Genomic DNA, 13,122 nt, shown 5'->3' with positions numbered 1-13,122 from the left:
TTTTGGCACAAACCTACACATTTTGAATATATTTATTACTCGTTTTAATGAGTGGAGGGATATGTAGTCACATGATGTACTTTGGTCCAATAATTTTTGTTTTATCTATTTGGGGATTAAATGTTGTGGAGTTAAAAAAGGAAGAATCCAATCCAAGCTTTATTCTTTTTTACAAAGTAATCGCAGGTTCTTTTACAATAATGCAATTTGTCGTGATGCCTATAGCTCAAGCTCAATCGTCACTTATTCATATCATTTTGTCCATCATATTAGGTTTATTCAATTTTGCGATTACAACATTTATTTGCATGCCAGTTGAAAAGCTGCCTGCTTGGTATATAGAAAGATTGAAAATTCCTGTTAGTACACCTAATGAAACGATAAATGAAACCGCTTCTGAAATTAGTAATGATGAAAGGAGTTCTGACAATGAAGAGCAACTTTGAAAATCAGAACCTATCTGTTCAAAGAGAAGCGCTGCTTGAAATAACTGCTATTACAAAAGGACTCACGACTTTTAATCAGGCGTATAAAAAAATTGACGATATTGCTTTAGAAGCATTAGAGAAGTCAATTTCGCATACACGTTTTTTTGAAATACGGAAACCACATTATGCCTTGATTAAAGCGAAGTCTGTCGAGCAAGCGATTGAGCTATATGCTGATTTAGTAGTAATTGATGATGGTGTAAATACGGAGTTTAAGGAAGTGTCAAATGAATATGCCCTTGCTCTCTATAGCTATTTGTTAGTTAAGAATCAATCCCGAAATTTATCAATAGAAGACATCCTGGACAAGTTCAGGAAAGAAAAAGTTGAAGTTCTGATCATCAATCACCCCTAGCAGTTTGAAAAATTAAATAAGGAAGGAGGGCGAGCATGGGACTACCTATAAAATGGGGTGGGGATGATATGTTTACACATATGCTCGTTGTTGGTCCTACTCGTTGTGGAAAAACGGCTACCATATTAAAGCCGCTGATTTATCAATTGTTACTGCTAAAGGCTAGAGGTATTCCTTTAGGTTTATCTGTTATTGAGCCAAAAGGAGATGTGGCCGCAATGGTTGCTGAAATGTGTGAAGAAATGGGCATTCCTCACACCCATATTGATCCGTTGAATCCCAATACGGATCGCTTCAATCCGATGGAAGGGGAAATTAACTCTGTAGCGGAGGCAACCGTTATTGTACTAAAAGGCTTATTTGGTAAGCAAGATGCTTTCTTTGCAACGGTACAGGAATTATCAGCTAGAAATGTAACCAAATTATTAAAAGAGTTGCATGGAGATAACATGGACATTGTTGATGTTATGAATACCTTGCGGGATGAAAACGTGCTTACGGAGAAAGTAGCGAAATTAAAAGCAAGAGATGGTATGACTGATTTAGTTCACTTCTTTGAATCTGAATTATTAGGCAGCATGAAGGAAAAGTACCGTCAGTTTGTTATTGGCTTACGAGCACAGTTAGAAAACGTAGTGTCCAATGATGCTTTGCGTCGTATTATGACAGGGAAAAGCAGTATCAATATTGACCAGCATTATGCAACAGGCGGTGTATTGGCAGTTAACACAGCATTGGGGATGTTGCGATCATCAGGTGATGCATTCGGACAATTTGTCGTGATGCATTTACAAAATGGTGCTTTTAGAAGACCTGGGACAGAAAGAACACGTATTCCTCACATCATAATTTCTGATGAATACTCACGATATATCAATCCAGATGTTGAAATCTTTTTGAACCTTGCCGCTGAGTTTCGAGTAGCAGGAATTTTTGCTACTCAATCGCTAGGGCAGTTAGAGATAGAATCAGGGAAAATTAACGCTAAAGCAATGAAGCGGGCTATTTTAGGCGGTTGTCGAAATATAGTTGTGTTTGGTGGAATTAAAAGTGAGGATGCGAACGAATTTGCCGAGGAATTGGGTAAAGATAAAATAACGATGCGACAAAGCACTTATAAGAATAGAATCCTCTTACCGAATCTCTTTCCAGACTCGTATAGAGATACAGAAGATCAAGAATATCGTTTTGATGCAACTGATTTAATGGATGGCTTACCACGATTTCATTTTGTCCATAAATTATTGCAGGATGGGCATCCCCAAAAGCCGGCAGTTGCAATAGGACAGTTTGTACGCAAGGATTGGAAGGAAGCGCGGGAATGGGAATACAATCTTATGAATGACATGCAACTCAAACGTTTATCTAGAAGCGGATTATTTAAAGGTGTTCCGCTTCTGAATACTCTTTTTGAACAGGCAAAAAGAAAAAAACGAAACAAAATAACTTCTGTTCAAGATACAACGGAGACATATGATGAATTTGATCAGAGTATTCAAGGTGGTCATAAAGAAGAAGAATCAAAAGTGTTGACTACAGTTAACAACGCTGTTGATAAAACTGTGAATAATATTGTGGATAACTATGATAATCCACAGGAAAAATATGTTGAAATACCTAGGGAGTCGTTACATGTTAATCAAAGTGAACAAAACAACATGTTTACATCTATTCCGTTACAACCATCGACTGAGATAAACCACCAACCATATAAAGAGTATGAACAACATGAATCATGGGGACCTGTAGATAATTCGCAGAACCGACATAAATTCCATAAATATACAGAGGTAAAGCCTTTGCCAAGTGGTGAAGAAATTCAACAAAGTAATCAACAAAAGAATGTTGTTCAAGAAAGTAAACCTAAATCAAGTCAAAAAGTTAAGCTAAATTCAAGAGATAGCTTTTGGGATTAATTTTTTTTTGAAAAAGTAGTTGCTTCTTGCTGACAAAAGTTATACAATATGTGTAGAAAGAAGTGAGTTACCCAATAAACATTGTCATAATGAATAGAATGTTAAAGGAAACTTATCTTGCCCCCCTCTTAAATATATATAATAGAATGACCTAGAAGGAAAAAACCTTGTAGGTCATTTTATTACGGTTTGTTTTATGGGGGCAGCCCAGATGAAGGGAGTGATTTATGGAATAACTTTCAAAAAATCATTTCAGTATATATTTAAGAATCTAGTTATTATGCAAATAAAACACCTCTCATGAAGAAGATTGAAAATTTCATGAGGGGTGTTTTAGTATTCATTTTTGGAAACTAACGGCTTTTACATTGAAAATTAAAGGAGTGTTTTTATTATGTTAAATTCTAAGTTTGTTGTTGGTGGTACTTTTTCTGGTAAAACAAATTACAACCACGCTAAAAGTGTTGCTCTTGTTGGCCCAATTGCTTCAGGCAAGACGGAGCAACTGAGTATCTTTGCGGAAGAGTTAATCTCGCAAGGTAAAAAAGTGTGCGTGATTGAAGTGAAGGAGCAATCTAGCATACAAGAGCGAATAACGGTTGACCAAGAAATCATTACTCATTTTGACCCGATTCAGAATGAATTTCCTGACGAAGTAAAACAATTAATGTTTATAAAAGTTCCTATGACTGCTATTCAAAAAGGGGAAACGGTATTTAATGTAACGTTAATTGTCAATTTGCTAAAACACTTTGAGGTACTTCTAGTAGATGAAACAACGTATGTGCTTCGTGATCTTATTAATGCTGGTATGTTCAAAGACTTTGTTAAAGTCTGTGTGGAAAATGAAGTAAGTATAGTTGTAACTGCACATGATTTGAGTCAATTAAATGTTTCTCAAAAAGATTTTTTATTTAATGCAATTATTAAAGGTTATTCAGTCAGAGGTAATATTGGGCATGGTTGCTCAATAGGCTCGATTTCAGGGGGAGTAATTGAACAAAGTGTTTCGACAACATCAAAACAAGAAGGCAAACAAAAAATCAGTTTGGAATTACTAATTGAACAAAAAACGGAAGAAGTTAGACGTTTGATGGGTTACGTTGATTTTCTTAATTACTTGAAGGAGTATCTCGAAACGTTGGAACTTTATTTTAGAGGGCATCAAGTTAAACTAATCGAAAAAACTCGAAAAAAATTAGAACAAACTGAGGATGCCAAGCCATCTGTTTCTAACTTTATTGAGGAACTTAAAAATGAAATCAATTTAACTGATCGTCCTGAATTATATTTAGGTTTAGCATGTGCCATAGAAAGTTATGAAAGGAAATACTGTGGTCAATAATTTAGTCATGGAACGATACGTTATTTAGTTAATGCAATTGTTAAAGGTTGTTCAGTCCCAGGGCATGAAGCTGTCCATAGTGAGTGTTTTACTAGGTCAACAACTTATTAATATAGCTTGGATCACTGATGTCAAAGCGCAGTAGCAGTATTTGCTATTGGCGCTTATTTTTGTTCTTAAAAATCATGTAACGGCTGCCTTATTTCGGCAACTGAGCATGACGAGTTCAAAACAATATGATATCAACATCTCTATATAAATAGAGATTGATATAAATAAAAAACGCATTTTAAAGGAGAGATTTGGATGGCTATTGAAGAATTGAATAGTGTATTAATTGAAGGTTTTGACTCTACGAAGATGATCGCAGAAGAGGGCTATGACAAGGATTGGAAGACGGTTGTTAGTGCAAAGCAAAATAATAAGATTCTACAAGCCGAAATTACAGGGATTGAACAGCTTGGCGGTAAAGAATGTGCTGTTGTGAGTGTGGGACATATTCGTGGATATATTCCAATTGAATTTACAGGAGTACAAAATCTTCGCCAGCTCCGGGCAATGTCTGGCAAACCATCGGTATTCAAAGTTCTGGAATACCTTGAGGAAGATGAGAAACGAATTTTCATGGCTTCTCGAACTGATGCCCTGAAAGAGATGGCTGCCATTACACTGCGAAAAATCAAGGTGAATGACCATATCCTCGCAGTAGTACGTAATGTAAGTCCAACGCTAGTAAGAGCTGATATTGGCGGCATTGAAGTTCGCATTCCTTTGACTGAAATGAAATACGGTTGGATCGATGATTTAACAGAGCATGTTAAAATCGGTGATCATATTAAGGTAAAGGTGCTTTCCATCGATGAGGAGGAACAAAAAGTAACCGTGAGTGCGAAGGCTTTACAGGAAGACCCATGGGAAACGGCAAAAGAGCGATACAAACGAAATAGTGAATATGTTGGCAAAGTATCCGGTGTTCGTGATTTTGGTATTTTCGTTAATTTGGAGGATGGGGTTGATTCACTAGCAAGTCACTTGAAATTCCAAAACGTCAAAAAAGGTGATAGAGTTCTTATTCGTGTAAACAACCTTGATGAAGGCAATAAACAGATTCGTTGCAAAATCATTCGAGTAATTAATTAATAGCATAAAAATTTAAAAAGGGATTACTTTGTGTAATCCCTTTTTAAATTATAAAAATGTGGGAAAGGAGGATTCGCGAAAAATGTCGGTTAGTCCTTTTTCGTTGTCAAGGAGCTGGTCATTATATTGGAATAGACTACCTTCAAATTTTAAAAGAATGGAACATTTTAACGGAGAATCCCCTAAAGAATTACTAGCTATTAAAGCCTTAGCCACTGTTGGCGTAATTGGGGGGCAGCAGCTTCAAAAGATTTTTTCTATTGATAAAAAGAGATTGAAAAGCATGGTGATTGAGCAGAAGATTGTTCGTCATGAAATTAAGTCAGGTAATAAAACTATACCTATTTACACTTTAGGGATGAATGGGGCTGTGATGGCTGGTATATCTGATAGTTATTCTTTGAATTATTGGGTTTCTTACAAAACAGAAGATGTTTTGAAATGTATTCTATATTTCCAACTGTACAAGCATTTTGATACGGGTTCGTATCAATCTATTGTTCAACCGACACCAAAACCATTCGTGGGAGCTCTTACATTAAGGGGGAAGCGGTTTTATGTTTACGTAGTTCGTGGTGATACCAATGATCTTAATATGTTTTTGAAATGGAATGAACATTTTAGTGAACGAGTCATTATTTTGACGGAATCCCTCCAGCATTTAGAGCCATTAAAGTGGGTTTTATCAAATTTGAAGATCCGCATTGCTCTTGATGAAGATTTAATAAATGAAGTTGAACATATTCAAAACCTGTTTTATTTCATGGAGGATGGGGAGTTTGTTAGGGAAACAGTAAAGGTTCAATAAGCAAACAAAAAAAGGATAGAAAAACCATCGCCCCTTTTCCAGCCTAACACAAACCAGACTAAAAGAAAGGGAATTAAAAAGGAGTGATACTGTTGGCAATGAATTCGAAAGAAACGGAAGCAACCGCTTCTCGAACTGTTAATGTAATTGATATGGTTGTTTATAAGCCCTATTTTAACGGCGCTTTATGTGTAAGTAATGTTCCGCATACTTTGAAAATTGATGCAAATACCAGTAGTAAAAGAGGACGCATACGAGAAGAATTTGTCACGTCAGAGGTATTTCAACAATTGGGAACAATTTTTGAGTATATGGAAAGGTATGCTCTAACTGAATTGGATTATCAACATTTTGTAAGTGATCATACTTCATCTATGCCTTCATTATCCGATAATTTTTCAAAGTCTATAAATGATCGGGAAAAAATTATTAGTTATGTTATGAAGGAATGGATTGAAAAATATTACAAAATGAACTTGCAAGCAAATTCGAATGTTCATTTTAATTCTAAGGAATCAGAAGATAAAAAATTAATAAAAGAGAAACTTGAGTTTTTTCATTCTCGATTAGAACAACTACCAGAGTTACATCGTGACATTATTAAGTTAAAGTATCTTAAATTAGAAAGTAACGGCCGCTTTCCAATTGATGATTTTATCTATGCAGAATTGCATATTGGGAGAAGTTATTATTATAAACAAAAGAAAGAAGCCTTATATTGGTTGGGCTTGTCCTTGTTAAATCAATAAAATAAGGCTTAGCAATTGGTGGACTTTTTATGGACTATTTGAGGACTATTCGTGGACTTTGATAGATTGTACAGACGGTATAGTAAAGGCATAAGGAAGCAAAACACTTTCTTAACCCCCAAAAATGAATAAACCAAATTAGAAGGGAGCTATACAATGGGAGAACATAAGGGAGTAATTACAATAGTAATTGCTGTGCTATTACTATTCGGTTTATGGGTCGCATTTGGAGAGAACGTAATCAAACCACTACTTGACGACATTGGTTCAAACTTTAGAGCAATGGTGCAAAGCGTACTACCATCACCGAAGTAACCATTAGCTGCTGTACAACAAAAAATTGAATACAATGCTTTCGTTACTTATTAAAATCCATTATCACAGTTTTCTATCCTTTTTTAAGAACCCCTTCGATAAATTGTCGAGGGGGTTTTTGGATAGGACGATGAAATATTCAAAAAAATGAAAGCGAGGAGGGAGCATATGTCTACCACTTTGAAGTGGGTATCTATTTTTCTAACTGTCTTATTTGTTGCGTTCTTTATTGCTTACACTGCTGCTGTACAAAATACAGCCGTTCGTACTACCTCAGAAGTAGAAACATTAGCTGAAAATCTTAGTGTTGGCTTAATTAGAGGTGAAATTGAGGACTCTAATGACGGATACCCTTACTTTGATAAAGATGAGGTGGTTGCCAACCTGATTTCAAACGTAGCAAATGTTCAAAAAAATCATGGGTATGATATTGAGCTTCTATATGTGTTTTTGGATAAAGAAGGGGATATCACCGAAAACAAAAGTGAAATGAGAGGGATTCAGTTTATCGTTCAGTACATGGACGATGAAGGAAAAGTAAGGGCTTCGGCAGAACGACGTGTAACTATCGACACGTTAAAGCGATAGTGGTTTTATTACTAACAATTGAGGTGGTGTATTTATGGGAGAACATAAAGGTGCACTACTAGTATTTGTATTCTTAATTGCTTTTGTAGTGCCTGGGTTGTTTATGTTTAGTATTGATGCCCTACATCAACAAGCTTTTATGAAAGTTACAGCAGAGGTTGGCGAAATCGTTAAAGAAGAAGGCGGCGTGACTGAGATAGTAGCTGGTACGGTCAACGAGCTTCATAAGCTAGGGTATGTTGTAACTTTTAAAGATAGCAAGGGGCAGACGCTTATGAGTGCCGTTGAGTATGGTGAAACCATCGTTGCTGATTTCACCTATACGTATACCAATGTCTATAAGGAGAGGAAACTTGAAACTAAAAATAATATCCAGATCTTGAAACGTAATAGCTCTGGGAGCGGAAATATTGATCAAGGAGGTGTTTTCAAAAACATAAGTTTAAAATCGAATGAAACTGATAGTAGTAAAGATCTTATTCAGACATTTAAGGTGCCTGGCTTAAAAAGCATTAGAGGACTTTCCAGTGATAGTGGCTCCGCACAAGTAGTCAACATTAGCGGTGAAGATGTAACAATCCGCATGAAGAACGGTACGCCGATCCGTCAGGAACAAATAAATGATGGTGAAGATGCGGATCAGAAATATGTAGTCGGGGAGGATGGCCCGTATTATGACAAGGATGGTTATACTGGCACCCTTGAAAAATATGTAGCTAGTGGAGAATATGTTGAAGGCGATTCAAAGATGGTTACTGGTTATGATTTTGAAGACTACAACGTAGATGGCTATACCGGCAAACTTGAGAAGTATCTTGATAGCGGTAACTATTTGCCAGAGGATAGCAAAGAAGTATCAGAAACATTAACAATAGAAGCTGAAATAGAGGAAAAGACAGTAACTGAAACAGTTACAACAGATGTAAATTCATTTGCGGACACGATCAATTATGATAAGGACGAATTTAGAGGCGTTTTATCAAAGCAAGGCAATTCTTCAGCTAAAGTAATTGATGGAGAATATACTCCGTCAGAAAGTAAAGAAGTGATGGATTCTATCACATCAAATAAAAATTCTTTCCCCGATACACTTAGTTATTTAAAGGATGAATTTAAAGGGACATTGTATAAAAATGGTCACTCTACTAAAGTTGTCGTTTCAGGTTCATATACACCAGCAGAAACAAAATATATAGAGGGTTATGACTTGGCCAACTATAATGTAGACGGATTTAAAGGAACTCTTGAAAAATATGTAGCCAGTGGTGAGTACATTCCAGCAGATACTAAAGAAATAAAAAATTATGAGACTTCATCTAACAAATTATATTGCGAAACCAACCGTACTTTTTATACAGATGGTTCTATGGAAGCTCCTATTGGTAATTGGGTTACTAGGTCAGTAAGCGGTGGCTATGCTTATTACAATTATCAAGAAGACGGTTACGAAGGTTTGCTGATGTCTGATTCTTGCGGAAGTCTATCTTCAAAATACTATAATAAAGAATTTAATGATGAATTTAATGATTATTTCAAATCTTTTAGTCAGTCTTTAAATTTAACAGGAAGAAAAATGCAAGAATACTACAATCAAAACCACAACAAAAAACACTATATTCAATCGTACAAGTATCTAACTGAGTTCACATTATTCAGACAAGATTTTAAAGACTTACAAAATGGATCTTACAGTGCTACAGCTTTTGTAGGTTATAAATTTCCGTTAAATGGATTGAATTTAAAGTATAGCGGTACAGTTACAAGGCGAGGAAAAGATACAAGAGTTTACAAGTATCGTGGATATGTCACGAAACCTGAACAAGACACTCGGGTATATAGCTACAAACAATCTTACACAGGAATAGTAACAAAACCCGAAAAAGATACTCGTGTTTACAAATACGAACAGAACTATACGGGGACTGTTGTCAAAACCAATAAAGATTCCTTCCCTGAGACAATTGAATACTCACAAGGCGGCTATAAAGGCACTTTAACAAAAGATGGAGATGTAGAGGAAAGAATTATAAGCGGCGAATATATTACAGCGGATAAAAAATATATAGAAGGGCATGACTCGTCGAACTATGATCAAGATGGTTATAGCGGAACATTAGAACGTTATGTGAAAAACGGTCAAGTTATACCAGAAGAGACTAAATGGGTAGAAGGTATTTCTACTGCCGAATATAACCAGGATGGATTCACAGGTACGCTTGTGAAGTATGTAGCAAGTGGAGAGTATCTACCAACAGATACCAAATATATCAAGGATTTTGAAGCTCCCGTTAATTCACCAAATACACTTTTCAACTTCTACTATTATCCTAAAAATAATTTAGATTCTCTGATAGATTTTACAAGTGTATTATCTGGTAATAATTATGGTGGTAGTTCTGGTTATATTGTTTGGAAATATAAAGACTCTGATGGGTATGAAGGCTGGTTATACCACCTTGATAAGAATGGTCAAAAGATGAATAGTTTTGATTATATGAAAACTTTTGATCAAGAAGTTGCTATTGAAGCTGTTGATTTCTTGAATGCTAATGGTCTTTATACAAATAAAGACCTGGTGGAGTATCTTGAACAAAATAAAGATAAACAGGATCTTCAAGGTAGAATCAATATACCACTAAAACATGATAATTATAAGTTTTTGAGAAAAGGCGCTGGAATTGATGTTTCGGCAAATAGAATTACTATTTACTTAAAGTTTTTAGAAGATATTTTCCCAAACACAAATGTAAAATATAGCGGTGACGTAACAAGAACGGAAAAAGATACTAGAGTTTACAAGTATCGTGGATATGTTACGAAGCCAGCACAAGACACTCGTGAATATGCTTATAGGGGATATGTAATAAGACCTGAATCAGATACTCGTGTTTATGAATATGTTCAGAAGTACAAAGGGATTGTTACACACCCAGAAACAGATACACGCATTTACAAGTATCAAGGCATCGTGGAAAGACCGCTTCTTGACACCCGTATATTTAAATATCGTGGATATGTTACGAAGCCAGCTACACCTAACTCGGGCGAAACAAAAGAATTCTATCAATACAATATGATTTTGGAGTATGAAGCTTGGCGGTAATCGTAAAAAGAAGATTTTAACGTAAAGGTGGTGCTCGGTTATGGGTGAAATGAAAGGTGCAATTATTGCCATGCTTTTGTTTGTCGGAATATTCGTGCCTGGCTTTATACAATTCGAATTAAACTCCTTACACAACCACGCCTTCTTAAAAGTTACATCAGAAGTTTCTGAATTGGTCAAGGAAGAAGGCGGCGTAACGGGAAGGGTAACAAATTATATCAACCAACTATCTTCAATAGGTTATAGTATCAGTTTTAATGATAGTAGAGGCAACCCGCTTCATGGCTCCATGAAATATGGAGAAACCATTGTAATTAATTATCACTACACATATGAAGGGGTATTTAAAGAAGAAACCCTAACTACCCAAAATAAAGTGTTTAATATGATTCGAAACAATTAATAAAAAGGAGTGTTGAACTTTATGATTACTGAATTAGTCAGGGAAGAGAAATTAAAAGAGATTTTGAAATATTACAACAAAGATTCAAAGGTTTTTTTCAAAACACGGTTAATTTTCTTAATTCTCTTTACTCTTATTGCAGGGTTATTCATTTATTATTCAGAGAAATACCATTTGTTCTATGTTCCTATTATTGCAATGGTGGTTGGTTTTAAATATCCGTACTATACGTTACTTACAAGAAAGAAAAAAGATGATTATCTTAATTCCTATTTGTTTCCGGAGATGATAGAAAGTTTCATGGCGTTAATTCCTTCTGCGGGGAATGTATATCAAGCTTTTATTGCTTTGTTGCCTTATACTCGTGGTTCGATAAAAGGACGACTTGAAGAATTAATTAAAAAAATTGAAGTGGACAATAAACGTGAGCATTATTTAGAATTTGCCAATTATGTTGGATCAAGTGAAGCCTATATGATTATGGATATGATCTACCAGTTCAGTGAATTTGGTATCAAGAAGGAAGCAATGAAGGAATTGCAGGCATACATCACAGAAATTCAGAAGAACAGAGTTGATGAGCTAATAGAGAAGAAAATGGGCAGTATGGAAACGCTAGGTTATATTCCAATTTTTATTTCCATGTTTACAATTGTAGGCTTTGCTGGCGTTATATTTGTGTATTACATGGCTGGAGTTACTGGCTCTATTTCAAACATCGGACAATAAATCTAATAAGATAAGAAAAGGGGTTATGACTATATGATGACTGAGCAATTAAATGAATACGAAATTCGCATTAAAAAAATTCTGGAAAGTAGTTTTATAGCAGACTACTTAAATGATGAAGGTATAACAGATATTAACTTTGATGCTGATAAGGTAAGAATCCAACATAACCAAAAAGGTCCCCAAATCCTAGATGAAAAACCAAAATTACAAGAAGTAAGACGCTTAATTAAACAAATTTCGGACGTTCAAAAAAAGGAGTTTACTGATAATGAACCGATATTAGATACAGAGTTTGGCTATATCCGTGTAAATGCTGTTCATGATGCTGTCAGTCCGGATGGAGATACATTAGCACTACGTATTTCCAGACCACGACTAGCTGTAGATAATCTAAAAGAAATGACATTCGGTAATAATCAAGATATTGAAGACTTATTGACGATCTTGGTTAAAGCAGAAAGTAACATTATTATTGCTGGTCGTACGGGATCGGGGAAAACGGAGCTTCAAAAGATGCTTGTGGGTCCAATTGATAGTAGCAAAATTATAGCTCTGATAGAAGATACAAGAGATAGTCATATAAAAGCTTTGTATCCAGACAAGTTTATTTATAGTTGGCGAACTTTATTATCTGAACAGCGTAATAAAAAAGTTACAATGTCTGATCTTGTTAAAACAGCATTACGTAACAATCCTGACTGGGCTATTATTTCTGAAACACGTGGAGCGGAAGCTGCTGATATTCTAGATAGTGTAAAAACAGACCATGCGATTATCACAACGATTCATGCTAAAGGTGCTGCGAACGTTCCTGCTCGCTTAGTACCAATGATTCGTCAAGCACCTGCATACTCCATCATGAGTGATTTAATTGTTGGGAGAGAGATTGTAGAGTTCCTACGATTTGGGATTTACATGCAATATGCAATTGAAGATGGTCTAATTGTTCGTAGAATTAAGGAAATCATGGAGTACAACGATTATACGGAAAAGGGAGCTGTTGGAACTTATTTATATCGTCATATTCAAGAATATGATGAAAAGAAAAAGAAATACGTTTCAAAAGAGATTTTTAATCCGTTATCAGAAAAAAGCTTAGAGGAAATTAAGGATAAACAGTTGTATCACTTACTGCCTGATATTTTCAAAATAAAGCAGCCTATAGCTGTGTAAGAAAGGT

13 protein-coding genes are annotated in these 13,122 nt (G+C 35.4%); all 13 read left to right on the top strand.

All coding sequences use genetic code 11. The annotated features are described in order from the left end of the window. Window positions 1-71: 71 nt before the first annotated feature. A complete protein-coding gene (locus AC6BKE_RS01185) occupies window positions 72-446 on the top strand; it encodes a hypothetical protein (RefSeq protein WP_499855616.1) in 375 nt (124 codons plus the stop codon). Further along, the gene (locus tag AC6BKE_RS01180) at window positions 430-843 is read left to right on the top strand and encodes a YosH family protein (RefSeq protein WP_499855615.1); all 414 of its coding nucleotides are present in this window, start codon (window positions 430-432) and stop codon (window positions 841-843) included. Before AC6BKE_RS01185 ends, AC6BKE_RS01180 begins: the two co-directional genes overlap by 17 nt. A 35-nt stretch (window positions 844-878) precedes the next feature. Beyond that, window positions 879-2,759 carry a type IV secretory system conjugative DNA transfer family protein gene (locus tag AC6BKE_RS01175; protein WP_499855614.1) on the top strand — a complete coding sequence of 627 codons (1,881 nt, stop codon included), beginning with the start codon at window positions 879-881 and terminating at the stop codon, window positions 2,757-2,759. 394 nt (window positions 2,760-3,153) lie between these two features. After that, window positions 3,154-4,104 (top strand): hypothetical protein, encoded by a 951-nt coding sequence (locus tag AC6BKE_RS01170; protein ID WP_499855612.1) that lies wholly within the window; start codon window positions 3,154-3,156, stop codon window positions 4,102-4,104. Between the two features lie 306 nt (window positions 4,105-4,410). Further along, entirely contained in the window at window positions 4,411-5,244 is an 834-nt protein-coding gene (locus tag AC6BKE_RS01165) for a S1 RNA-binding domain-containing protein (RefSeq protein ID WP_499855611.1), read from the top strand. Window positions 5,245-5,401: 157 nt separating this feature from the next. Continuing rightward, window positions 5,402-6,052, top strand: a complete 651-nt coding sequence (locus AC6BKE_RS01160) for a hypothetical protein (protein WP_499855609.1) — start codon at window positions 5,402-5,404, stop codon at window positions 6,050-6,052. 92 nt (window positions 6,053-6,144) lie between these two features. Continuing rightward, on the top strand, window positions 6,145-6,801 hold the full coding sequence (locus AC6BKE_RS01155) for an ArpU family phage packaging/lysis transcriptional regulator (RefSeq protein ID WP_499855608.1): 657 nt from the start codon (window positions 6,145-6,147) through the stop codon (window positions 6,799-6,801). Between the two features lie 156 nt (window positions 6,802-6,957). Beyond that, window positions 6,958-7,116 (top strand): hypothetical protein, encoded by a 159-nt coding sequence (locus tag AC6BKE_RS01150; RefSeq protein ID WP_499855607.1) that lies wholly within the window; start codon window positions 6,958-6,960, stop codon window positions 7,114-7,116. Window positions 7,117-7,284: 168 nt separating this feature from the next. Beyond that, entirely contained in the window at window positions 7,285-7,704 is a 420-nt protein-coding gene (locus AC6BKE_RS01145; protein WP_499855606.1) for a hypothetical protein, read from the top strand. 34 nt (window positions 7,705-7,738) lie between these two features. Next, window positions 7,739-10,807: a hypothetical protein gene (locus AC6BKE_RS01140; RefSeq protein WP_499855605.1), complete on the top strand. Its 3,069-nt coding sequence runs from the start codon at window positions 7,739-7,741 to the stop codon at window positions 10,805-10,807. A gap of 40 nt (window positions 10,808-10,847) precedes the next feature. Further along, the gene (locus AC6BKE_RS01135) at window positions 10,848-11,210 is read left to right on the top strand and encodes a hypothetical protein (RefSeq protein ID WP_499855604.1); all 363 of its coding nucleotides are present in this window, start codon (window positions 10,848-10,850) and stop codon (window positions 11,208-11,210) included. 21 nt (window positions 11,211-11,231) lie between these two features. Continuing rightward, window positions 11,232-11,939, top strand: coding sequence for a hypothetical protein (locus AC6BKE_RS01130; RefSeq protein ID WP_499855602.1), 708 nt, complete (start codon window positions 11,232-11,234; stop codon window positions 11,937-11,939). A 33-nt stretch (window positions 11,940-11,972) separates the two neighbouring features. Beyond that, a complete protein-coding gene (locus tag AC6BKE_RS01125; RefSeq protein ID WP_499855601.1) occupies window positions 11,973-13,115 on the top strand; it encodes a CpaF/VirB11 family protein in 1,143 nt (380 codons plus the stop codon). Window positions 13,116-13,122: the final 7 nt, after the last annotated feature.

Source organism: Lysinibacillus sp. COL-1 (assembly GCF_059814265.1).
The sequence above is the reverse complement of the archived record's forward strand: the minus strand, read 5'-3'. Positions and strand labels throughout refer to the sequence as shown.

What these genes read in the sequence shown, in the direction of transcription:
- AC6BKE_RS01180 (WP_499855615.1), top strand. Translation starts at nt 430, where the DNA reads ATGAAGAGCAACTTTGAAAATCAGAACCTATCTGTTCAAAGAGAAGCG.
- AC6BKE_RS01170 (WP_499855612.1), top strand. Translation starts at nt 3,154, where the DNA reads ATGTTAAATTCTAAGTTTGTTGTTGGTGGTACTTTTTCTGGTAAAACA.
- AC6BKE_RS01140 (WP_499855605.1), top strand. Translation starts at nt 7,739, where the DNA reads ATGGGAGAACATAAAGGTGCACTACTAGTATTTGTATTCTTAATTGCT.
- AC6BKE_RS01160 (WP_499855609.1), top strand. Translation starts at nt 5,402, where the DNA reads ATGGAACATTTTAACGGAGAATCCCCTAAAGAATTACTAGCTATTAAA.
- AC6BKE_RS01150 (WP_499855607.1), top strand. Translation starts at nt 6,958, where the DNA reads ATGGGAGAACATAAGGGAGTAATTACAATAGTAATTGCTGTGCTATTA.
- AC6BKE_RS01145 (WP_499855606.1), top strand. Translation starts at nt 7,285, where the DNA reads ATGTCTACCACTTTGAAGTGGGTATCTATTTTTCTAACTGTCTTATTT.
- AC6BKE_RS01135 (WP_499855604.1), top strand. Translation starts at nt 10,848, where the DNA reads ATGGGTGAAATGAAAGGTGCAATTATTGCCATGCTTTTGTTTGTCGGA.
- AC6BKE_RS01125 (WP_499855601.1), top strand. Translation starts at nt 11,973, where the DNA reads ATGATGACTGAGCAATTAAATGAATACGAAATTCGCATTAAAAAAATT.
- AC6BKE_RS01175 (WP_499855614.1), top strand. Translation starts at nt 879, where the DNA reads ATGGGACTACCTATAAAATGGGGTGGGGATGATATGTTTACACATATG.
- AC6BKE_RS01130 (WP_499855602.1), top strand. Translation starts at nt 11,232, where the DNA reads ATGATTACTGAATTAGTCAGGGAAGAGAAATTAAAAGAGATTTTGAAA.
- AC6BKE_RS01185 (WP_499855616.1), top strand. Translation starts at nt 72, where the DNA reads ATGATGTACTTTGGTCCAATAATTTTTGTTTTATCTATTTGGGGATTA.
- AC6BKE_RS01165 (WP_499855611.1), top strand. Translation starts at nt 4,411, where the DNA reads ATGGCTATTGAAGAATTGAATAGTGTATTAATTGAAGGTTTTGACTCT.